This window comes from Rhodopila sp. (genome assembly GCF_035548095.1).
GTDB lineage: Bacteria > Pseudomonadota > Alphaproteobacteria > Acetobacterales > Acetobacteraceae > Rhodopila.
In genome coordinates, this window is sequence record NZ_DASZUV010000005.1 from 178,834 (window position 1) to 199,893 (window position 21,060).

Below are 21,060 nucleotides of genomic sequence, written 5' to 3' on the forward strand. Positions count from 1 at the left end.
GCCTGAAATACCCGATTAATCAATAGATTAAATCGGCATCGGCCATGCGTGCGCAAAACTGCGCGCCGTCAAAATCAAGCGTCAGGCCGTTTTTTGAGCACTTCTGGCGGCGCATGGGATTGCAACTCACTCTCAACCGGCCGTAATTTGCGATTAAGAGTCGTTCGCATTTGGATGGAACCCTTGCTTACTCACACGCGCAGCCTCCGCTTTTCGACCACGCCTTCCCTGCGCCGCGCCGCGGGAACGACGCTGCTTGCCACCTCGCTGGCGGTGCCGGCACACACCCAGTCGGCACACGCCCAATCGGCACACGCCCAATCGGGGCAGGATGCCACCGCGGGTCCGGTGCAGATCCCCACCGTCTCGGTCGAGGGCGCGCAGGGCGGCGGCTATCAGGTGCAGACACCTGCCCTGACAAAACTGATGGAACCGCTGATCGACACACCGCAATCGATCAATGTCATCCCGCGCCAATTGATGACCGACCAGGGCGCCACCACGGTTGCCGATACGCTGCGCAACGTGCCTGGGGTCAGCCTCGGCGCCGGCGAGGCCGGGGCGCAGGGCAACAACCTGACGATCCGCGGCTTCTCCGCGCGCAACGATTTCTACCTGGACGGGATGCGCGATTTCGGCAGCTACTACCGCGATCCGTTCGACCTGGAGTCGGTCGAGGTGCTGAAAGGCCCGGCCTCCATCCTGTTCGGCCGCGGATCGACCGGCGGTGTCGTCAACCAGGTGACCAAGCGGCCGCAGCTCTCGCCGTTCACCACCTTCACCACCAGCATCGGGACAGACGGCACGTATCGCTTCACGTCGGACATCAACCGGCCGATCGAGGGGCTGAAGGGGTCCGCCGTCAGGCTGAACCTGATGGGCAACCTGAACGGCGTGGCCGGGCGTGACGATGCGGAATACCGCCGGCTGGGCATCGCGCCATCGGTCGCCTTCGGCCTCGGCACCGAGACCAGGCTGTTTGTCGATTACTATCATCTCCAGGAATACAACACGCCGGATTACGGCCTGCCCTGGCTGTATGCGTCGCCGGCCAACGTCTCGCGCAGCAACTTCTACGGCTTCCCGGACAGCGATTACCTGCGTACCAACGTCAATGTCGGCACCGTGCGGTTCGAGCATGATTTCGCCGACAACGTCACCGTCCACAACCAGTTCCGCTACGCCAGCTACGGCCGCGCCACGCGCATCACCGAACCGCAGGTAAACTATACCGGCATCACACCGATCACCCCGCTGTCGGCGCTGTCGGTCAACCGCAACATGATCCCGGTCGACAGCACCGAAACCTTCCTGCAGAATCAGGCCGATGTGACGGTGCGGTTCACCACCGGCCCGATATCACACGCCCTGGTCGCCGGCGTGGAACTCGGCCGGGAAACCTCGGACCCGACACGCCTGGCCTATTCCGGGGTCACCGGCACCAGCCTGATCGCCCCCTACGCGGTGCCGTTCATCTTCCCGTCCAGCCTCCGCCAGAATGTCAGCACGACATCGACGATGTACTCGGGCTACATCATGGATACGATCTCCCTGGGCGAGCACTGGGAGATTACCGGCGGCATCCGCTTCGACCAGTTCAACACCCATTATCAGCAGACGGTGGCACCGGCGACCTATCTCAGCCGCACCGACAACATGCCCAGCTACCGCACCGCGCTGGTCTACAAGCCGCAATCGAACGGCAGCATCTATTTCGCCTACGGCACGTCCTTCAACCCGTCCGCGGAATCGCTGTCGCTGGCCACCAACACCGCCGGTCTGGCGCCGGAGGAGAACGTGTCCTACGAGCTCGGCACCAAGTGGGACGTCCTGGATGGCCGGCTGACATTGTCCGGCTCGCTGTTCCAGATCCTGAAGCTAAACGCCCGCGTGCCGGATCCGAACAACGCCGCCTTCAACATCCTGGGCGGCAACCAGCGCGTGCGCGGATTCGAGATCGGCGCTGTCGGCCATATCACCGACCGGTGGGAAGTATTCTACGGCTTCTCCCACCTGACCAGCTCCGTCACCGCCTCCACCCTGCCAGCCACCGTCGGCCAGCCGCTGGCGAACACGCCGGAAAACACGCTGAGCCTGTGGAACACCTACACGCTGCCCTGGCGCGACGTGCAGATTGGCGGCGGCATCCAGTTCGTGTCGCAGCGCATCGCCAGCTCCACGCCCAATTCCACCACCGGACAGATCGAGGTCGCGCCGGGCTATTACACGCTGCAGGCGATGGCGCGGTACCCGGTGTCGCCCGGCTTCGACCTGCAGCTGAACATCTTCAACGTCACCAACACGCGCTATTACGACCTGCTGCATCCCAGCCACGTCGTGCCGGGCGCCGCCACGTCGGCCCTGCTGACGGCGACGTTCCGGTTGTAGGACGCGATGCTGATCGAAATCCCCTCCCTGCTGACCGAGGACCAGGCGGCCGCGATGCTCGGCCGCCTGCAGGCCGCCCGCTGGATCGACGGCCGCGTAACCGCCGGCTACCAGGCGCAGCGCGTGAAGAACAACGCCCAGCTGGCCGAGGACGATCCGCTGGGGCGGGAACTGTCGGACACCGTGCTGCGCGCGCTGGAACGGTGCGACCTGTTCATGTCGGCGGCCCTGCCGCTGAAGGTCTATCCGCCGATGTTCAACCGCTACGCCGAGGGCCAGGCGTTCGGGACACATGTCGATACGGCGGTCCGACGGTTGCCCGGCACGCCGGTCCGCGTCCGGTCCGACCTGTCGGCGACGATCTTCCTCTCGCCGCCGGATGGCTACGACGGCGGCGAGCTGGTCGTCGAGGACAGTTACGGCGCCCACGCCGTGAAGCTGCCGCCGGGCCACATGGTGCTGTATCCGGGCGGCAGCCTGCACGATGTGCGCCCGGTCACGGCCGGCGTCCGCTACGGCTGCTTCTTCTGGATTCAGAGCATGGTACGCGACGACGCGGACCGCACCATCCTTTTTGACCTCGATACGAACATCCAGTCGCTCGCGCGCGCCGCGCCCGACCGGCCGGAGATCGTCCAACTGACCGGCGTCTACCATAACCTGCTGCGGCGCTGGGCGGAGACCTGACCGATGCTGCGCTTGCTTCGCCGCCTGCACCGCTGGTTCGGCCTGGCGATCGCCCTGCCGGTGGCGGTCCAGGGCCTGACCGGCGCCCTGCTGGCCCTGCAACCCGCCCTGCCCGGCGCTGGCGGGTCCGACGCGCCGCCGCAGCCCGCCAGCCGGATCGTCGCCGCCGCCATCACCATGGCCGGCGCCGATGCCCGGGTGATCCGCTTCGCCGCGATCGAGGGACCGGGCGAACCGGTCACCGTCCAGCTCCTGCATCAGGACGGATCGCCGGAGATCATCCGCCTCGATCCGGTCACGCTGGAACCGGTGGCCGAGGGCTGGCTGGACCGGATGTGGCCGACGCTGCGCTCGCTGCACGTCGCGTTCCTGGCTCAGCCCTATGGCGGCCGCTCCATTGGCGGCTGGTTCGGCATCGGCCTCGTGGCGCTGCTGATCACCGGCGTGCCGATCTGGTGGCCGCGCGGCGGCGGCTGGAAGACGGCGCTGACCGTGGACACCAGGCTGCGCGGCTACCGTTTCCAGCGCAGCCTGCACGGCGCTGTCGGCGCCTGGTCGGTCGTGGTGCTGTTCGTGGTGGCCGCCACCGGCGTGGTCCTGGCCTTTCCCGCCACCTCACGCGGCCTGATGGGACTGCAGGGCGGCGGGCCGCCGCGCCAGCCGCCTGTCCGATGGGCCCAGCTCGACCCGGCCCCGCCGGACATCGACAAACTCCTGGCGGCCGCCGTCCAGGCGGTGCCGGGTGCGCGGGTCGGGCAGGTGATGCTGGGCGGACGGGGGCAACCCGTCCGCATCTTCCTGGCCCATGCCGGCACCGACGGCGCGGTGGGCCGCGTCGCCCTGCAGCTGGATCCCACCACGCTGCGGGCGCTGTCGATCCAGGACCCGCGCGCCGCTGCGCCGGCCGACCAGGCCTATCGCTGGATGCACGACCTGCACGAGGGCGCCGGCCTGGGGCCGGTCTGGCGGCTGCTGGTCGGCCTCAGCGGCGCCGCGCTGGTTCTGTTCGCCGTGACCGGGCCGCTGATGTGGTGGATGGCGCGGCGGCGGCGCGCCCGCGTCCGCCGGGCCGCTTCGCAATCCGCCCCGGCCACCTGAACCCCCAAGCGGCCTGAACCCCCTGAGCGACCTGAATACCAAGCGACCTGAACCCCCGAGCGACCTGAACACCAAGCGACCTGAACACCAAGCCAGATGACCCCATACGATCGGATACCGAACCATCCCATGCCCGACGACGTGATGCCCGGCGCCTCGATCCCCGACGCGATGACGACAGACCGTCCGATGCTGGCCGAAGGAGTCCTTCCATGAACGATGCCACCCCGCTGCCGGACGCCACCGCCGCACTTCCGCCCGTGCCGCTGACGCCATGGCAGATGTTCATGCACGCCGACCTCGTCGTGCAGTGCGTGATGGTCATCCTTCTGCTGGCCTCGGTGATCACCTGGACCATCCTGCTCGCCAAGGGGATCGAGATGGTCATGGCGCTGCGTGGCGTCTCGTCCGGGCTGCGCATCCTGCGCAAGGGGGGCGATGTCGCCGCCCTGCCGACCACCGGGTCGGGCGCTGTCGCGCACGAGCTGCTGTCGGCCGCCGAGGCGGAAGCCCACCAGTCCGCCGGCCTGCCCCCCGAGGGAATCAAGGACCGCATCGCCCTGCGCCTGCGCCGCATCGAGCTGGCGATGGCGCGGCGCCTGGGCCGGGGCACCGGAATCCTGGCCAGCATCGGCTCCTGCGGACCGTTCGTCGGCCTGTTCGGCACGGTGTGGGGAATCATGGACAGTTTCGTCCATATCGCGGCGACCCAGACCACCAGCCTCGCGGTCGTCGCCCCCGGCATCGCCGAGGCGCTGCTGGCCACCGCCTTCGGCCTGATGGCGGCGATCCCCGCCGTGCTGGTCTACAATCTGTTCGCCCGTCTGCTGGGCCATTACAGGGCGGCGCTGGGCGATCTGGGCGCCTTCGTGCTGGCGCACGCCGCCCGCGAACTGGATCGCGCCCACCAGCCCCCGCCGGCCAACGTGATCCCGGTGCTGCTGCGCCCGGCGGCGGAGTAGCCCGATGCAGTTCGACGCCGGCCATGACAATGACGACGACCTCGCCGAAACCTACGACATCAACGTCACGCCCTTCATCGACGTCATTCTGGTCCTGCTGATCATCTTCATGGTGGCCGCACCGCTGGCGACCGTGAACGTCGCGGTCGATCTCCCCGCCTCCTCGGCGGAGCGCGAGCCGCGCCCGAAGGAGCCGATCTACCTGACCCTCCGCAAGGACCTGACCCTGGCGCTGGGAGAGCAGGACGTGACGCGGGAGACCCTGGCCGCCGCGCTGCAGGCGGCGGCGCATGGCGACCACGACGCACGCATCTTCCTCCGCGCGGATCGCGGCGTCAGCTACGGCGACCTGATGGCGACGATGGACGACCTGCGCAATGCCGGCTTCCTGAAAGTGGCATTGGTCGGGCTGGAACGGCCGCAGTGAGCCGCCGCAGCCTTCGCCCCGGCGAGATGGCCGCTGCGCTGCCCCCCACCGATCAGACCTCGACCATGCCGGACGGATGGTCGGCCCCGGTATCCGGCGGCCCGCGCCGGTCCCTGCGGTGGGGCGTGGCGGGTGCCGCCGTCCTGATGGTGCATGCCGGCGCCCTGCTGACGCTGAGCCGCAGCCCCAGCCCCGAGGGGCCCGACCTCCAGACCCCGGTGATGACCGTCGAGCTGGAGCCGGCGCCGCCGCAGGAGGCACCGGCGGAGCCGGCCCCGCCCGCGCCGTCGGAACCGGCGAAGACCGAAACACCGCCGCCGCCGGAGCCGGTGACGCAGGAGGCGGTGAAGCCTGAAACGCCGCCGCCCGAACCCACCCCACCGGAACCACCGCCGCCAGAGCAGCCCCCGCCAGAGCAGCCCCCGCCGGACGAACCGCCCGTCCCCGAGGAGACGCCGCCGGAGCCGCTGCCGGAACCGCCACCGGCGCCGCCGGACGTGAGGCCGGCGGTGGCGCTGCCGCCGAAACCCGTGGCCCGGCCGCGCCCGCCGAAGCCGGTGACCAGGCCGCGGGTGACGGAACCCGCGCCGGTGCCGACCAGAGCCGAACCCGCCGCGCCGCCACCCGCCGCCCGCCCCGCCCCGGCCGCGCCGAGTGCGGCCGCGATCCAGTCATGGCAGATGCAGCTCGTTGCGCATCTGAACCGCTACAAGCGCTACCCGGCCGCCGCGCAGATGCAGCGGAAGGAGGGCGTGGTGACGGTCCGGTTCCGGCTGATGCCGGACGGGTCCGCGCAGGCGGTGCAGTTGATCCGCTCCAGCGGCACGGCCCTGCTGGATGAGGAGGCGCTGGCCCTGATCTCCCGCGCCGTGCCGCTGCCGCGGCCGGATTCGATGAACGGGCCGATCGACATCGCGGTTCCGGTGCAGTTCAGGCTGCGCTGATCCCGCCCCCGGCCAGGGCGGGAGACGCCCAGGCTGTCCCTGATATCATGGCAAAGGCGGAGCCTCGGCGCAGGCCCGTCGTCCATGCCTTTGCCGACAGGGTACCGGTGCAAAACCGGGGTTTCGCCGGCAAGCCATGGAGGGCGGGCCTGCGCCGCCATGACGGCGGGACTTCGGCCATGACGAGGAGATTCCGCCGTGACGGAGGGAATCTCCCGCCGCGGTGGGGCGCGCGATGCGGCAAACGACGCGCCGGCTGGCATGAGCGGGCCTGGCTGAAGGCGATCGCTATCCCGCCTGGCACGCCTGCTGGCGGTCCAGCATCGCCGCGACGCGGTCGATCAGCTCGTAGTCACGGTACGGCTTGCCCAGGATGGTATCCGGATCGATCCCGGCGAGCGCCGATACATCGGCATAGCCGGTGACGAACAGCACCGGCAGATCGGGACGCGTCGTCCGCGCCTCGCGGGCTGCCTCGACCCCATTCATGCCAGGCATCGCGAAGTCGATCACCATCAGGTCGATCGCGTCCCCAGGCTCCTCCTCCGAGGCCGTTTCGGGCCGTGCCAGCACGTCGAGCGCACCGCCGCCGCTGCCGGCGGTGACCACCTCATAGCCATATCGGCGCAGCATCGCCGCGGTGACCTGCAGCACCGCCGCGTCGTCATCGACGACCAGAATCCGGTGGCGCGCCTGCGTCCCGTCCCCGGCCGGCCGGCGATGACGGCGGCCGGGCAGGCCACCCTCCTGCGCCCCGCTTCCGGCGCGTGGCAGCAGCAGCCTGACCGTCGCGCCATGACCCGGGGTGGAGTCGATGAGCACGCCGCCATTGGACTGCTTGGTGAAGCCATAGACCTGCGACAAGCCCAGGCCGGAGCCCTTGCCCACCGGCTTGGTGGTGAAGAACGGCTCGAACGCCCGGGCCTTGACGGCATCCGTCATGCCGATCCCGGTGTCGGCGACCGACACCACGACATAGTCACCGGGCACCAGAAACGCCGGGAAGGCCGGGTCGGTCGGCGGCAGGTTGCATGTCGCGACGGTCAGGGTGCCGCCTTCCGGCATCGCGTCCCGCGCGTTGATGGCCAGGTTCAGGATCGCCAGCGCGAGCTGCGTCGGATCGGCCATCGCCGGCCACAGGCCCTCCGCCAGCTCGATATCCAGGCGGATCAGCCCGCCGACCGAGATCTGCAGCAGGTCCCGCATGCCGGAGACCGCCGCGTTGAGGTCCATCGGTTCAGGGTCCAGCTTCTGCCGGCGGGCGAAGGCGAGCAGCTGGCGGTTCAGTTCGGCCCCCTTCTCGGCCGCCTCGACGGCGCTTTGCAGCATCTCCCGCAGGGTTTCGTGCCCGCCGGCGGCCTCCAGCTCCGCGGCCACCTGATCGACATTGCCCAGGATCACCGCCAGGAGGTTGTTGAAGTCATGCGCCACGCCGGCGGTGATCTGCCCGACCGCATCCATGCGCTGCATTTGCCGCATGGTGGCCTCGACCTTTTCCCGTTCCTCGATCTTGGCCACCAGCTGGCGGTTGGCGGCCGCCAGCTCCGCCACCCGGTCCGCGATCCGGCTTTCCAGCGTCTCGTTCAGCCCGCGCAGGGCGGCTTCGGCGCTTCGCGCCTCGGTGATGTCGACGACCGCGCCGATATAGCCGACGAAGCGACCGTCGCGGTTGAACCGGGGCACGCCGGTGTCGTCCACCACCCGCCATGCCCCGCTGGCATGGCGAAGCCGGTAGTCCATGCGGAACGGCGTGTGGCGTTCATAGGCACCGCCGAACACGCGCAGGCAGCGGTCACGGTCATCCGGATGCACGCCCTCGGCCCAGCCGTCGCCCCGTTCCTGCTCCATCGTCCGCCCGGTGAATTCGAGCCAGGACCGGTTGAACCAGGTGCAGCGCCGGTTTTCATCCGACATCCAAAGCAGCACGGGGGCGCCGTCGGTGACCTCCCGGAAACGGATTTCCCCCTCATCCCCAATCGACCCGGCATCGCCGCCAAGGCCGGCATCGGCGGAACCGGGTGGCGCCGTCGGACCGCGGAGCACCACGCCGACATGGTCCGCGTCGACGGGAAACAGATGGGCCACATGGCGGCCGGTCGTTCCGGGCCAGGACAGCATGACCTCGACGGGCTTCCGCTCGCGGCCGCAATCGTGGCCGGCACGCGCCAGCGCGGCACCCGTCTGCGCCGGCAACACCTCCCGCAAGGATCGCCCCGCCGCCGACCCATGCAGGTGGAACACCTGCCGAGCCCGGCGGTTGAGGAAGCTGATGCGGCCGTCGATGGTCAGGAGAATCGCGGCATCAGGCAGGCTTTCCGCCAGCGCCGCCGCAGCCCCTCGCGCGTCATGGCCCGCGCGGGGGGCTGCGGTGAACCGTGTGGCCACGGGCCGGAGCGCCAAAACACCGATCCGTCGAAACAAGGAAGCCGCCATACGCACAGTCGTCGGGACGCTCTGGATCTGTATGTGACGGTAACACCACCGCAAGTTGCGGACAACCCGCGTCAATTTCCTGGATCAACGGGTGCAACCGATCGCCCCGGGATCGCGCGGGGCCGACTCCGCGGATCGCGTGAAGCAGGTCAGCCCTGCTCTGGCCTTCCCCCGACACTCGCGGCATCGTCGCGCCTCGCATGTGCACCGTCGTCGTCCTGGTTCAGCCGACCCACCGTTTCCCGCTGCAGCTTGTCGCGAATCGCGACGAGCGTATCGACCGGCCCTGGGACCCGCCCGGCGCGTATTGGCCGACACACCCGGATATCGTCGCCGGGCGCGACCGCTCTGCCGGCGGTACCTGGATGGGCATGAACCGGGCGGGTGTCGTGGCGACCATCCTGAACCGGGCGGGCACGCTGGGACCGGTCCTGGGCAAGCGGAGTCGCGGCGAATTGCCGCTGCTGGCGCTGCGGCACCGCTCGGCCGACGCCGCCGCCGCGGCGATCACGCATATCGACGCGGGCGCCTGGCGCGATTTCAACATGGTCATCGCCGATCGCCACGGAGCGCTGTTCGTGCGCGGCCTCGGCGCGGGCCATCCGACAGCCGAGGCGCTGCCGCCCGGCGTGTCGATGGTCACGGCCTACGACCCGAACGATCCCGCCAGCCCACGGGTAGCCCGCCACCTGCCGCGCCTGCGTGCGACGCCGCCAGATGGACCAGCGCATTGGGAAGGGTGGCGAAGCATCCTGGCGGACCGATCGGGCTCGGTCGGCGAGCAGATCAACGTCCCGCCGCGCGGCGGTTTCGGCACCGTCAGCGGCTCGTTCATCGCCATCCCGGCGGCGGGCGCACCGACCTGGCTGTTCGCGGCCGGACCGCCGGATCGCGCGCCGTTCGTGCCGGTACCGCTGGCCTGACGCCGGTGCCGATGGCTTGCCCTGTGTCGCTGACTTGCCTGTGTCGCTAATTTGCCTGTGTCGCTAACTTGCCTGTGGCGCTGGCTTGATGCCGGCTGGATCGGCTGCCGCTGGATTGCCGGCCGCGGCCTGATAGCGGGCACGGCGCCGAGGCCGTTCGCCGACGTGACGTAGACATCGGCGCCCGCCATGGACGCCGACACGGCGCGTGCCGCGCCGGCGACCGGCAGTCGGCGCTTGACATCCCGGACTTTTGCCAGGAAGGCGCGGCTGGTATATCCCCTCACACCCCGAACGGACGCGGGGGTGCATGCTCCTTCGCGATTCCGCGGCGCTGCGGGATTGCGGTTCACACGCCTCCGCCCCGCGCGGAGACCACAGAGGATTTCGGGATGGCTCGCCGCCGACAGCTCTATGAGGGCAAAGCCAAGATCCTGTTCGAGGGGCCGGAGCCCGGGACCCTGGTCCAGTACTTCAAGGACGATGCCACTGCCGGCAACGGCGCCAAGAAGGGCGTGATCACCGGCAAGGGCGTGCTGAACAACCGGATCAGCGAGTACCTGATGCTGCGGCTGCACGACATGGGCATCCCGACCCATTTCGTCCGCCGCCTGAATATGCGTGAGCAGCTGATCCGCGAGGTGGAGATCATCCCGCTGGAGGTGGTGGTGCGCAACGTCGCCGCCGGCAGCCTGTCACAGCGCCTGGGCATCGCCGAGGGCACCCGTCTGCCGCGCTCCATCATTGAGTACTATTACAAGAACGACGCGCTGAGCGACCCGATGGTGTCCGAGGAGCACATCACCTGCTTCGGCTGGGCCAACACCGCCGACCTCGACGACATCGTCGCGCTGGCGCTGCGGATCAACGATTTCCTGTCCGGCCTGCTGCTGGGCGTCGGCATCGTGCTGGTCGACTTCAAGCTGGAATTCGGCCGGCTGTGGGAAAACGATGAGATGCGGATCATCCTGGCCGATGAGATCAGCCCGGATAATTGCCGGCTGTGGGACAGCAAGACCAACGAGAAGATGGACAAGGACCGCTTCCGCCGCGACCTGGGCAAGGTCGAGGAAGGCTACCAGGAGGTCGCCCGCCGCCTGGGGATTCTACCGGAAGCCGGGACGCGCGACCTGAAGGGGCCGGAGTTGATGCAGTGAAGGCGACGGTGACCGTGATGCTGAAGAACGGCGTGCTCGATCCGCAAGGCAGGGCGATCGCCCATGCCCTCGGCACGCTGGGCTTCTCGGGCGTGCAGGATGCGCGCGCCGGCAAGGTGATCGAGCTGGACCTGAAGGAGACGGATCCGGACCGCGCCCGTGCCGCCGCCGAGGAGATGGCGCGCAAGCTGCTGGCCAATACCGTGATCGAAAGTTTCCGTGTGGTGGTAGACGGCTGACGCGTCTGGCTGTAGCCAACACCGATGCGATATGCCGCTATCCGGGGGGTTCCGGTTCCATGAGTGCGTTTGCCCGTTCCCGCGCGCTGCGGTGCGCGCCCCTGGTGCTGGGCCTGCTGGCGGGCGCGCCTGCCTCGGTCCGAGCGGCTGATCTCAGCGTGCTGCCGATCCCGACCTTTCCCGGCCTGCCGGCCGACGATCTCCACCGCATGACCGCCGCCGCGGCGCGACTGTATGAGGGCAGCTCGATCGGCACGATCGAGCGCTGGCGCAGTCCTGACACCAGGAATGCCGGCGAGGTGAAACTGGTCAACAGCTTCGAGAGCCATGGCATGCCGTGCCGCACGATCGACTACACGATCCGCTTCAACGACAACCGGGACCGGCCCAACCGCTATGTGATGACCTGGTGCAAGGTCGGCAGCGACTGGAAGATCGTCGAACTGCCGGTGCCCCGTGACGGCGGCGCGGCCAGCGGGGGATCGAAGTCGTGAACCCGCGCTACCGGCTGCCCCTACTGCTGTGTGCCTCGATGGCTGCGCTGGCGGGCTGCGGCCAGATGATCGGCGGTCCGAAATCCGCCGGCCAGCCGACCGCGCAGGCCCAGGCGATGCAGCACATGCTGGGCGACGTGAACCAGGTGCGCGCGTACACCTATGGCAGCGGCGACCGCGCCTCGGCGCAGGAAGCCGCCGATTCGCTGGTGGGCTGGTCCGGCCAGCTGGCGGCATTGTTTCCGCCTGACCAGGCCGCGGCCGATTATGTGGACATGAGTCCGGAACGGGCGAAGAACGCGCCCGCGGCGATGACCCGCACGACGATTGCCCTGCAGGAAGCCGTCCGTCTGGGCGACCGCGCGCAGATCGGCAGGCGCCTGTCCCAGGTGGAAACCGATGGTTGCGGCTTCTGCCACCGGTCGCACTGAGATGCCAGCCGTCCCGCCTCCCCAGCCCCCGACCCGCCCATGAAAGCCGGCATCATCCTGTTTCCCGGCATCAACCGGGAGCGTGACATGGTCATCGCGCTGGAAAGCGCGTTCGGCGCCCCGCCGAAGATGCTGTGGCACAAGGACACCGATCTCGGCGGCGTCGATCTGGTGGTCATTCCCGGCGGGTTCAGCTTCGGGGACTACCTGCGTTGCGGCGCGATGGCCGCGCAGTCGCCGATCATGCGCGCGGTGCATGATCACGCGGTGCGCGGCGGCTATGTCCTGGGCGTGTGCAACGGGTTCCAGATCCTGACCGAGGCCGGCCTGCTGCCGGGGGCCCTGCTGCGCAATGCCGGCCTGCGCTTCTTGTCGATGGACTGCCATCTGCGGGTCGAGCGCGCCGACACCGTCTTCACCAACCGTTTCCAGAAGGGCCAGACCTTCCGGTCCGTCATGGCGCATGGCGACGGCAACTTCTTTGCCGATGACGCGACATTGGACCGGCTGGAGGGGGAGAACCTGGTGGCGCTCCGTTACGCCACCCGTTCGGGCGAGGTCACGCCGGACGCCAATCTGAACGGCAGCGCCCGCTCGATCGCCGGTATTCTCAGCCCGAACCTGCGAATCCTGGGCCTGATGCCGCACCCCGAGGACCTGGTCGACCCGCTGATGGGGGGCACCGACGGCAAGCCGCTGTTCGACGCGCTGGCGGCGGCCTAAAGCACGACAGGGTCAACCTGACCCCCGTCATGCTTTATCGACGCTTTGATTCAAGTCTTTGAGTCAACTCTTTGATTCAAGAGCGCGATTCGCGCCCTCCAATCGCCGGCTTCAGGCGATCACGCTCCAAGCGCCGGCGGCGGCGCGGCAGCGGGCCAGGTTGCCGCTGACGATGCCGCCGCGACGGGCGCGTGCCGCGTCCCGGCTTCGCGCGGTTCCGGCCTCGCCGGGCGATGCTGCCACAATCGCCCATGCCGGCCGGTCAGGTGGAAATCTGCTCCAGGATCGCGCCCCGCTGGTTGATCCCCCACCATCCGATCAACGCGGCCGGCAGCAAGGCGCCGGGGATCGTCACGTAGAGATACCATCCGGGATGGCCCAGGTAGGCGGTGCTGGTAAACAGCCAGCCCGCGACCAGCGGCCCGAAGATCGAGCCCAGGTGGCCCAACCCGTCCGTCAATCCCACGCCGGTGGCGCGCAGCCGGGTGGGATAGGCCGCCGCAGTGTAGTTGTACATGTTGAACAGCCATACCGTCATGGTGCCCCATGCCACCGCCGACAGGACGTAGGCCGCCAGGACGGTGTGATCGAAATACAGCACGCCCATCGCGATGGTGAACAATATGGCCGATGCGACAATGGAGGTGCGCCGCTCCACCGCCTCACCGATCAGCGCGCAGATCGTCAGCCCGATGCAGCCGCCGGCGACCGCCGCAACCAGCAGCGCCCCGAACGTCGTCCCCGCCGACAGGCCGAAGCTGCGCAGCAGCACCGGGAGAAAGCCGGTGAAACCATACACGAGGCCGGCATAGCCGATGATCCAGGCCACCAGCAGCAGGACCGTCCGCTCACCATACTCACCGCTGAACAATTCGCGCACCGGCACGTGCCGGGTCACCGGCACGGCATAGCGGGCGAAATCCGGTTCGGGCAGCTGCGACACGCCGCTGCGGCGCAGGCACTCGGCCTCCATCGCCGCCATGACCCGTTCGGCTTCCTCGTGCCGGCCATGCGCTTCCAGCCAGCGCGGCGATTCCGGCATCCACAGCGCCAGCGGCACCAGCACCACGATGGGCACCGCGGTGAACAGGTAGATGAACCATTGATAGTGCGCCGGTACCCACAATATCCCCGGCACGTTGCCCAGCAGCCCGAACACCAGCACCGCCAGCACCTGGGAGGCCAGCATGACGCGCCCGCGCTCCGCCGGCGGCACGATCTCTCCCATATAGACGACGTTGGTCGACAGCACCCCGCCCATGCCGATCGACGACAGACCGAAGAACAGCAGCAGCAGGCCGAAATGATCGGTCAGCGCGGTCGGCCACAGCGGCAGCGCGACCGCCAGCGACGACAGCAGCAGCGCCATCCGCCGCCCCCAGCGATCGGCGACGATGCCGATCAGGTATTCGCCGACCAGGATGCCGACGCCGAACTGCATGGCGAGCAGGACGGAGAATGCCACCGACCCGAAACTGTGCTTCGGTCCCCAGACGAAGGGATAGAGCTTTGCCGGGATGCCATCGGCGGCGATGATGACGCCCCAGAAGATCTGTGTGACCAGCGCCAGCCGCCATTGCACCCAGGTCAATGGCAGACGGTCGATGCGTGCCGCGATACGGCCGACGCCGGCTACGGAATCATCAGCCATCGGACCATCCTCTTCTTTGCTGCCCTCTTCTTTGCTGCGAGCGGGATCGTCTGGTGGCAGCGCCCAATCTCCCGTCAGCGGAGAAGATCGTCCTCCCGGCGGGATGAGGCGTCAATCTGATGGACAGGCCGCGAGCGGGAGATGAAGCAATCTTCATCACCGCCACACTATTCGTCCATCAGAACAAGCCGAGCGCGGAACATGACCGCCGCGGTGCGCCGTGGCGGGAAGGCCCGTCCCGCGCTCACGACCGACGCCGTGCCACTGCCTGGTTTCCCGTTCTGGTTTCCCGTTTCGGAATCATCCTCTAAATCACCCCGCATGACGCAGATCGACGAGACCCTCGCCCGCAGCTTCGGCCTCACCGCAGAGGAGTACGGCCGCGTGCTGACGATCATGGGCCGCACGCCAACCCTGACGGAGCTGGGCATCTTCTCCGTGATGTGGTCGGAGCATTGCTCCTATAAATCCTCCCGCGTCTGGCTGAAGCAGCTTCCCACCAAGCGTCCCTGGGTGATCCACGGTCCCGGCGAGAACGCGGGCGTCGTCGATATCGGCGACGGGCTGGCCGCCATCTTCAAGATGGAAAGCCACAACCATCCCAGCTTCATCGAGCCCTACCAGGGCGCGGCCACCGGCGTCGGCGGCATTCTGCGGGACGTGTTCACCATGGGCGCGCGGCCGGTCGCCAACCTGAACGCGCTGCGTTTCGGCGACCCCAAGCACCCGAAGACCCGGCGCATCATCGACGGCGTGGTGCGCGGCATCGGCGGCTACGGCAATTGCGTGGGCGTGCCCACGGTGGGCGGCGAGATCAACTTCCACCCGTCCTACAACGGCAACCCGCTGGTCAACGCCATGACCGTCGGCATCGCGCCGAGGGACCGCATCTTCCTGTCAGCCGCCGCCGGCGTCGGCAATCCGGTGGTCTATGTCGGTTCCAAGACCGGCCGCGACGGCATCCATGGCGCCACCATGGCCTCGGCCGAGTTCGCCGCCGACAGCGAGGAAAAGCGCCCCACGGTCCAGGTCGGCGACCCGTTCACGGAAAAGCTGCTGATCGAGGCCTGCCTGGAGCTGATGGCCACCGACGCCATCGTCGCCATCCAGGACATGGGAGCCGCCGGCCTGACCAGCAGCTCCGTGGAGATGGCCGGCAAGGGCGGCGTGGGAATCGACATCGACATCGACGCCGTGCCGGCGCGCGAGCCCGGCATGACCGCGTACGAGTTCATGCTGTCGGAAAGCCAGGAGCGCATGTTGATGGTGCTGCGCCCCGACCGGCAGGACCTGGCCCGCTCGATCTTCGAGAAATGGGATCTGGACTTCGCCGTCATCGGCCACCTGACCGATACCGGCCGCATCGTCGTGCGCCATCACGGCCAGGTCGAGGCGGATATCCCGCTGGCACCGCTCAGCGACCAGGCGCCGCTCTACACCCGCCCCACCGCCGACACTCCCAAGCGCGAAAAGCTCAACCCCGCTCGAATCGAGGACCGGTTCGGCCTGACCCGCGGGCTGGAGCGGCTGATCGGCTGCCCCGACATCGCCTCGCGCGCCTGGGTGTGGGACCAGTACGACAGCACGGTCGGCGGTCAGACGGTCAAGCGCCCGGGCGCGGCCGATGCCGCCGTGGTGAAGCTGGAGGGGCTGCGGCGTGGCCTGGCGGTCACCACCGACTGCACGCCACGCTACTGCCAGGCCGACCCGGAGACCGGCGGTGCCCAGGCGGTGGCCGAGGCGTGGCGCAACCTGACCGCCGTCGGCGCCCGGCCGCTGGCGCTGACCGACAACATGAATTTCGGCAACCCGGAGAAGCCGGAAATCATGGGCCAGTTCGCCGCCGCCATCCGCGGCATGGCCGCCGCCTGCGAGGCGCTGGACTTCCCCGTCGTGTCCGGCAACGTCTCTCTTTATAACGAGACCGAAGGCCAGGCGATCCTGCCCACGCCGGCGATCGGCGGCCTGGGCGTGCTGGATGATGTCGCCAAGGCGGTCGGGATCGCCCTGCCCCCCTGGTTGGACCTCGTCCTGATCGGCAATACCACCGGCTGGCTTGGCCAATCCCTCTGGCTGCGGGAGATCGCCGGACGCGAAGACGGCGCACCGCCACCGGTCGATCTGGCCGCGGAACGCGCCAATGGGGATTTTGTGCGCACGCATATCCTGAACGGGACCATCCGAGCATGCCATGATGTGTCGGATGGGGGCCTGCTGGTGGCGGTGGCTGAAATGGCGATGGCCAGCGGGGTCGGCGTCCGCCTCGTCGGGCATCCGCGCGACATTCCCGGCCATGCGTTCTGGTTCGGCGAGGACCAGGCCCGCTACATCGTCGCCGTGCCGGACCATGCGGGCTTCATCCGTCTCGCCGAGGCGGCCGGCGTGCCGGCGATGCGGCTGGGCACCACCGGCGGACAGAATTTGACTCTACCGGATGGCGGCACAATATCGGTGTCTGCCTTGCGCGTGGCGCATGAAGGCTTCTTTCCGGCCCTGATGGACCCTGCCTGATGGACCCTGTTTGACTCGGGAGTGTGCGCGATGGCGATGGCGGCGAGCGAGATCGAGTCCCTGATCAAGGCGGCGATGCCCGACGCGCGGGTGAAGGTGGAGGATCTGGCCGGCGATGGCGACCACTATGCCGCCACCGTCGTCAGCGAACAGTTTCGCGGCCTGCCCCGTGTCCGGCAGCACCAGCTGGTCTACGCCGCGCTGCGCGGCCGCATGGGCGGCGAATTGCACGCGCTTGCCTTGCAAACATCGGCGCCTGAATAATATCGGGACAAAGGAGTTCCCCCATGTCCGACATCAACACGCGTATCCAGGGTGAGATCGAAGCCAATCCGGTGATGCTCTATATGAAGGGCACGCCGATGTTCCCGCAGTGCGGCTTCTCGGCCCGCGTGGTGCAGATCCTGACCCATATGGGCGTGCCGTTCCAATCGGCGAATGTGCTGGAAGACATGGAGCTGCGCGAGGGCATCAAGCAGTTTTCCCAGTGGCCGACCATTCCGCAGCTCTATGTGAAGGGCGAGTTCGTCGGCGGCTGCGACATCGTCAGCGAGATGTACCAGTCCGGTGAACTGGAGACGCTGTTCAAGGATAGCGGGGTTCCCGTCAAGGCCTGATCCGGCCGGCTTCAGCGGCTGAGCCCGATCACGCCGCAGGCCCGCGGCGGGGACGTCGTCGCCCCTGTACTGCGGGCGTCCCTGTACTGCGGGCGCCCCTGTCCCCTGGACGCACCCCCGATATGGCCGGCCTCGTGCCGGCCATCGTCTTTTTGCGCCGCGCGTTAACAATCCCTTTACGCCCGTGGACGACACTCCCGCCACCTGGCCGGGAGACGGATCGTTGCGCATCGGCGTCATCATGCCTGCCTTCAACGTGGCCCCCTGGATCGGACAGGCGATCGCCTCGGTCGTGGCCCAGTGCCATACGGACTGGTCGCTGATCGTCGTCGATGACGGTTCCACCGACGCCACACCGGATGTCGCGCTGCGCCAATGCGATTCGCGGATCACCGTGCTGCGGCAGATGAACCGCGGCGTCTCGGCGGCCCGCAACCGGGGCATGGCGGCGATCGACCCGGCGGCCGACGCGCTGCTGTTCCTGGACGCGGATGACTGGCTGGAGCCGGAGGCACTCGCCGTTCTGGCCGGCACGCTGCGCGCCGCCCCGGCGGCGGTCGCCGCCGCCGGCTGCTACGCGCGCATCGGCACCGATGGCGCGCGCCGGCCGGTTCGCGTCAGGGCCACGGGCGACGTCCTGCGCCGGCTGATGGTGCGCAACCTGTTCGCCAATGGCGGCCATCTGCTGATCCGCCGCCACGCCATCCAGGCGGCCGGCTCGTTTGATCCGTCCCTGTCCTATGGCGAGGACTGGCACTACTGGATCCGCATTGCCGCCTCCGGCCCGTTCGTGGCGGCGCGCGACACCGGACCGCTGCTGAACGTGCGCGAGCGCCCCGGCAGCGCCTGTCACGCGATGGCCCATCAGCCGGACCGGTTCCGCCTGTGCCTCGACGCGATCCATCGCGACGGGCTGGTCCAGGCCCGCCTGGCCCCGGCCGAACGCGTCGAGCTGCGCCGTCGGGCGGAGGCGGAAAATGCGTGGGTGATCGGGCGCGAGTTGATCCGCCACGGTGAACCGTCGGCCGGCCGGAAATGGCTGCTGCGGTCGCTGCGCGAAGCACCTGGCGCGAAGCGGCTGGGGCTGCTGGCACTATCCTGGACGCAGGCCGGGCCGTTCCGGCCCTATGCCGCGTCGGCCAGCACCAGGCGCCGCGGCACCGCCTGTACCGGCATCGCGGCATAGACATCCTTCACCGCCTCGGTCAGCGTCACCCCGGCCAGGCCGGGCATCAGCCGGCGCCCCGCCCGCTCGATCAAGGGCGCGCTGCGCAGCACCAGGCGCGAGCGCAGCGGCGGCATCCACAGGCAGGCGTCCCGCCGCTCCACGCGGAACAGGCCGCCGGCCAGCAGGCGGCTGACCTGCCCGGTGGAATAAGGCTGGCCGAACCCGAACGGCGTGCTGTCCCAATACGCCCACATGCCGCTGCGGTTCGGCACGACGATGATCAGCCGGCCGTCATCCTTCAGCACCCGCCACACCTCGCGCAGCAGGCGGCGCGCATTCTCGGCGGTTTCCAGGCCGTGGACCAGCAGCACGCGGTCAAAGGACAGGTCGGCGAAGGGCAGTTCATCCTCATCCGCCGTGCAGGACAGGTTCGGCGCACCGGCCGGCCAGCGCGCCGCGCCCAGGTGGCCGGGCACCAGGGCGATGCAGCGGGCCGACTCCTCCCGCCAAAGGCGCAGATAGGGGGCGGCATAGCCGATGCCCAGCACCGCCTGCCGCGCCGCCGACGGCCAGAACGCCTGCAACCGGTCACGCAACAGGCGCGCGGTCACCGCGCCGCGGGCGCTGCCGTAGAACTGCGAGACGAAATGGGCGTCTGCGGTCATGCCGCCTGTATAGCACGGCCACCAGCTTGCGGGCGCATGAACCAGTGCTAAGCTGCCCGCCATGACCGTTACAGCATCGCCCGTTCCGATCCTGAAGGACAATTACGCCTGGCTGCTGCGCGACAGTGCCACCGGCGCCACGGCGATCGTCGATCCCGCCGATCCGCAACCGATCACCGAGGCGGTGGAGAAGGCCGGCGGCCGGCTGGACATGATCCTGCTGACGCATCATCACGCCGACCATGTCGCCGGCACGGATGAGGTGCGGGCGCGGTTCAACTGTCCGGTGCTGGGTGCGGCGGCGGACCGCAACCGGTTGCCGAAGCTGGACAAGGCGCTGGTGGAGGGCGACACGGTCACCCTGGGCAGCGCCAGCGGACAGGTGATCGATACGCCCGGCCACACCCGCGGCCAGATCAATTTCTTCTTCCCCGACGGCGCGGTGCTGCTGTCCGGCGATACGCTGTTCAGCCTGGGCTGCGGCCGCCTGATCGAGGGCACGCCGGAGGAGATGTTCGCCAGCCTGGCGAAGCTGAAGGCGCTGCCGCCGGACACGCTGGTCTGCTGCGGCCACGAATATACCGAAAGCAATGGCCGGTTCGCCCTGGCGATCGACCCCGACAACAAGGACCTGCACACCTTCATGGGCCGGGTCGAGCAATTGCGCGCTGCCGGCCAGCCCAGCGTGCCGTCGCGCCTGGGGGATGAGCTGAAGGCCAACCCGTTCCTGCTGGCGCCGGACGTCGCGACCTTCGCCACGGCGCGCGCCAAGAAGGACCGCTTCTGACCGCCTCCCGCGCGTCAGCCCGCAACGCAAAACCGCCCCGCAACGCAAAACCGCGCGGCTTGCAGCCGGGGCTATCCGTTCCCGGCCGGCCGCGCTGATGGAGGATGACCCGGATGAAACTATACTACTCGCCCACCAGCCCCTATGTCCGCAAGGTGATGGCCTGCGCCATCATCCGGGGCCTGGACGGGCGCATCGACAAGGTGCCGACCAACCCGCATGAGTCACCCGCCGTGCTGCTGGCGGACAACCCGCTGTCCAAGGTGCCGACGCTGGTGACGGATGACCGCGTCTCCCTGTTCGGCAGCCAGCTGATCTGCGAGTACCTCGACAGCCTGGGCGATGCGCCGGCTTTATTCCCCCCTGGCGGCGCCGCGCGCTGGCGGGCGCTGAAGTTCCAGTCACTCGGCGACGGCATCCTGGATGCCGCCGTGCCGTGCCGCGGTGAGCAGGGCAAGCCCCAGGAGGCCGCCCGCGACGCACAGATCGCCCGCTACAAGTCGGTGATCGCGCGCGCCGTCGCTGCGCTGGAATCGGACCCGCCGCACAAGCATGTCGATATCGGCTCGATCACCGTCGCCTGCGCGCTGGGCTACCTGGATTTCCGTTTTGCTTCCGATCCATGGCGGCCGGACCACCCGAAGCTGGCGGCATGGTATGAACCGTTCAGCAGGAACAAGGGCATTGCCGAGACAGCGCCGCAGGGATGAAACATGACAGGGTCGGATTGACCCTGTCATGCTCTATCAACTGTT

At 68.7% G+C, this 21,060-nt stretch carries 21 protein-coding genes; 18 read left to right on the top strand and 3 right to left on the bottom strand.

All coding sequences use genetic code 11. The features are described from left to right. Positions 1 to 183 precede the first annotated feature (183 nt). The 6 genes from VHC04_RS06840 to VHC04_RS06865 all read left to right on the top strand — a co-directional run bounded on the left by VHC04_RS06840 (position 184) and on the right by VHC04_RS06865 (position 6,506). Positions 184 to 2,388: a TonB-dependent receptor gene (locus tag VHC04_RS06840; RefSeq protein ID WP_325679365.1), complete on the top strand. Its 2,205-nt coding sequence runs from the start codon at positions 184 to 186 to the stop codon at positions 2,386 to 2,388. Positions 2,389 to 2,394: 6 nt separating this feature from the next. Further along, positions 2,395 to 3,075 (top strand): Fe2+-dependent dioxygenase, encoded by a 681-nt coding sequence (locus VHC04_RS06845; RefSeq protein WP_325679367.1) that lies wholly within the window; start codon positions 2,395 to 2,397, stop codon positions 3,073 to 3,075. 3 nt (positions 3,076 to 3,078) lie between these two features. Next, the gene (locus VHC04_RS06850; RefSeq protein WP_325679369.1) at positions 3,079 to 4,173 is read left to right on the top strand and encodes a PepSY-associated TM helix domain-containing protein; all 1,095 of its coding nucleotides are present in this window, start codon (positions 3,079 to 3,081) and stop codon (positions 4,171 to 4,173) included. A 212-nt stretch (positions 4,174 to 4,385) separates the two neighbouring features. Further along, on the top strand, positions 4,386 to 5,135 hold the full coding sequence (gene exbB, locus VHC04_RS06855) for a tonB-system energizer ExbB (RefSeq protein ID WP_325679371.1): 750 nt from the start codon (positions 4,386 to 4,388) through the stop codon (positions 5,133 to 5,135). Positions 5,136 to 5,139: 4 nt separating this feature from the next. Beyond that, positions 5,140 to 5,562 (top strand): TonB system transport protein ExbD, encoded by a 423-nt coding sequence (exbD, locus tag VHC04_RS06860; RefSeq protein WP_325679373.1) that lies wholly within the window; start codon positions 5,140 to 5,142, stop codon positions 5,560 to 5,562. Continuing rightward, positions 5,559 to 6,506, top strand: a complete 948-nt coding sequence (locus tag VHC04_RS06865; protein ID WP_325679375.1) for an energy transducer TonB — start codon at positions 5,559 to 5,561, stop codon at positions 6,504 to 6,506. Before exbD ends, VHC04_RS06865 begins: the two co-directional genes overlap by 4 nt. A gap of 288 nt (positions 6,507 to 6,794) precedes the next feature. Here the strand turns inward: VHC04_RS06865 and VHC04_RS06870 are convergent, their stop codons facing one another. Further along, positions 6,795 to 8,891 carry a hybrid sensor histidine kinase/response regulator gene (locus VHC04_RS06870; protein ID WP_325679378.1) on the bottom strand — a complete coding sequence of 699 codons (2,097 nt, stop codon included), beginning with the start codon at positions 8,889 to 8,891 and terminating at the stop codon, positions 6,795 to 6,797. Positions 8,892 to 9,139: 248 nt separating this feature from the next. Here VHC04_RS06870 and VHC04_RS06875 point away from each other — a divergent pair, with 248 nt between their 5' ends. The 6 genes from VHC04_RS06875 to purQ all read left to right on the top strand — a co-directional run bounded on the left by VHC04_RS06875 (position 9,140) and on the right by purQ (position 12,906). Further along, positions 9,140 to 9,862 carry an NRDE family protein gene (locus VHC04_RS06875; protein ID WP_325679380.1) on the top strand — a complete coding sequence of 241 codons (723 nt, stop codon included), beginning with the start codon at positions 9,140 to 9,142 and terminating at the stop codon, positions 9,860 to 9,862. A 392-nt stretch (positions 9,863 to 10,254) separates the two neighbouring features. After that, on the top strand, positions 10,255 to 11,019 hold the full coding sequence (purC, locus tag VHC04_RS06880; protein ID WP_325679382.1) for a phosphoribosylaminoimidazolesuccinocarboxamide synthase: 765 nt from the start codon (positions 10,255 to 10,257) through the stop codon (positions 11,017 to 11,019). Then, entirely contained in the window at positions 11,016 to 11,258 is a 243-nt protein-coding gene (purS, locus tag VHC04_RS06885) for a phosphoribosylformylglycinamidine synthase subunit PurS (protein ID WP_325679384.1), read from the top strand. Before purC ends, purS begins: the two co-directional genes overlap by 4 nt. Before the next feature lie 59 nt (positions 11,259 to 11,317). Beyond that, positions 11,318 to 11,752, top strand: coding sequence for a hypothetical protein (locus tag VHC04_RS06890; RefSeq protein ID WP_325679386.1), 435 nt, complete (start codon positions 11,318 to 11,320; stop codon positions 11,750 to 11,752). Beyond that, complete coding sequence (locus VHC04_RS06895) at positions 11,749 to 12,183, top strand: cytochrome c (protein ID WP_325679388.1); 435 nt, start codon at positions 11,749 to 11,751, stop codon at positions 12,181 to 12,183. The genes VHC04_RS06890 and VHC04_RS06895 overlap by 4 nt, the downstream gene beginning before the upstream one ends. A gap of 39 nt (positions 12,184 to 12,222) precedes the next feature. After that, on the top strand, positions 12,223 to 12,906 hold the full coding sequence (gene purQ, locus VHC04_RS06900) for a phosphoribosylformylglycinamidine synthase subunit PurQ (RefSeq protein ID WP_325679390.1): 684 nt from the start codon (positions 12,223 to 12,225) through the stop codon (positions 12,904 to 12,906). Between the two features lie 262 nt (positions 12,907 to 13,168). On the opposite strand, the gene VHC04_RS06905 is transcribed toward purQ, so the two are convergent. Then, positions 13,169 to 14,557, bottom strand: a complete 1,389-nt coding sequence (locus VHC04_RS06905; protein ID WP_325679392.1) for an MFS transporter — start codon at positions 14,555 to 14,557, stop codon at positions 13,169 to 13,171. A 321-nt stretch (positions 14,558 to 14,878) separates the two neighbouring features. Between VHC04_RS06905 and purL the strand changes: the two genes are divergently transcribed. From purL to VHC04_RS06925, 4 genes are all read left to right on the top strand, one after another. Beyond that, on the top strand, positions 14,879 to 17,068 hold the full coding sequence (gene purL, locus VHC04_RS06910) for a phosphoribosylformylglycinamidine synthase subunit PurL (protein WP_325679395.1): 2,190 nt from the start codon (positions 14,879 to 14,881) through the stop codon (positions 17,066 to 17,068). A gap of 30 nt (positions 17,069 to 17,098) precedes the next feature. Then, positions 17,099 to 17,332: a BolA family protein gene (locus tag VHC04_RS06915; RefSeq protein WP_325679397.1), complete on the top strand. Its 234-nt coding sequence runs from the start codon at positions 17,099 to 17,101 to the stop codon at positions 17,330 to 17,332. A gap of 23 nt (positions 17,333 to 17,355) precedes the next feature. Beyond that, positions 17,356 to 17,685, top strand: coding sequence for a Grx4 family monothiol glutaredoxin (gene grxD / locus VHC04_RS06920; RefSeq protein ID WP_325679399.1), 330 nt, complete (start codon positions 17,356 to 17,358; stop codon positions 17,683 to 17,685). Between the two features lie 223 nt (positions 17,686 to 17,908). Beyond that, a complete protein-coding gene (locus VHC04_RS06925; RefSeq protein WP_325679401.1) occupies positions 17,909 to 18,871 on the top strand; it encodes a glycosyltransferase family 2 protein in 963 nt (320 codons plus the stop codon). On the opposite strand, the gene VHC04_RS06930 is transcribed toward VHC04_RS06925, so the two are convergent. After that, on the bottom strand, positions 18,811 to 19,518 hold the full coding sequence (locus tag VHC04_RS06930; protein WP_325679403.1) for a class I SAM-dependent methyltransferase: 708 nt from the start codon (positions 19,516 to 19,518) through the stop codon (positions 18,811 to 18,813). The two genes, VHC04_RS06925 and VHC04_RS06930, sit on opposite strands and share 61 nt — an antisense overlap. Positions 19,519 to 19,579: 61 nt before the next feature. On the opposite strand from VHC04_RS06930, the gene gloB reads away from it, so the two are divergent. Together gloB and VHC04_RS06940 are read left to right on the top strand one after the other, a co-directional pair. Then, positions 19,580 to 20,305, top strand: a complete 726-nt coding sequence (gene gloB / locus VHC04_RS06935; protein ID WP_325679405.1) for a hydroxyacylglutathione hydrolase — start codon at positions 19,580 to 19,582, stop codon at positions 20,303 to 20,305. Positions 20,306 to 20,418: 113 nt separating this feature from the next. Beyond that, positions 20,419 to 21,015 carry a glutathione S-transferase N-terminal domain-containing protein gene (locus VHC04_RS06940; protein WP_325679407.1) on the top strand — a complete coding sequence of 199 codons (597 nt, stop codon included), beginning with the start codon at positions 20,419 to 20,421 and terminating at the stop codon, positions 21,013 to 21,015. Positions 21,016 to 21,060 lie beyond the last annotated feature (45 nt).

Coding starts and splice junctions, on each gene's coding strand:
- VHC04_RS06845 (WP_325679367.1), top strand. CDS start 2,395: ATGCTGATCGAAATCCCCTCCCTGCTGACCGAGGACCAGGCGGCCGCG.
- VHC04_RS06850 (WP_325679369.1), top strand. CDS start 3,079: ATGCTGCGCTTGCTTCGCCGCCTGCACCGCTGGTTCGGCCTGGCGATC.
- exbB (WP_325679371.1), top strand. CDS start 4,386: ATGAACGATGCCACCCCGCTGCCGGACGCCACCGCCGCACTTCCGCCC.
- exbD (WP_325679373.1), top strand. CDS start 5,140: ATGCAGTTCGACGCCGGCCATGACAATGACGACGACCTCGCCGAAACC.
- VHC04_RS06875 (WP_325679380.1), top strand. CDS start 9,140: ATGTGCACCGTCGTCGTCCTGGTTCAGCCGACCCACCGTTTCCCGCTG.
- purC (WP_325679382.1), top strand. CDS start 10,255: ATGGCTCGCCGCCGACAGCTCTATGAGGGCAAAGCCAAGATCCTGTTC.
- VHC04_RS06890 (WP_325679386.1), top strand. CDS start 11,318: ATGAGTGCGTTTGCCCGTTCCCGCGCGCTGCGGTGCGCGCCCCTGGTG.
- purQ (WP_325679390.1), top strand. CDS start 12,223: ATGAAAGCCGGCATCATCCTGTTTCCCGGCATCAACCGGGAGCGTGAC.
- VHC04_RS06905 (WP_325679392.1), bottom strand. CDS start 14,557: ATGGCTGATGATTCCGTAGCCGGCGTCGGCCGTATCGCGGCACGCATC.
- purL (WP_325679395.1), top strand. CDS start 14,879: ATGACGCAGATCGACGAGACCCTCGCCCGCAGCTTCGGCCTCACCGCA.
- VHC04_RS06915 (WP_325679397.1), top strand. CDS start 17,099: ATGGCGATGGCGGCGAGCGAGATCGAGTCCCTGATCAAGGCGGCGATG.
- grxD (WP_325679399.1), top strand. CDS start 17,356: ATGTCCGACATCAACACGCGTATCCAGGGTGAGATCGAAGCCAATCCG.
- VHC04_RS06930 (WP_325679403.1), bottom strand. CDS start 19,518: ATGACCGCAGACGCCCATTTCGTCTCGCAGTTCTACGGCAGCGCCCGC.
- gloB (WP_325679405.1), top strand. CDS start 19,580: ATGACCGTTACAGCATCGCCCGTTCCGATCCTGAAGGACAATTACGCC.
- VHC04_RS06940 (WP_325679407.1), top strand. CDS start 20,419: ATGAAACTATACTACTCGCCCACCAGCCCCTATGTCCGCAAGGTGATG.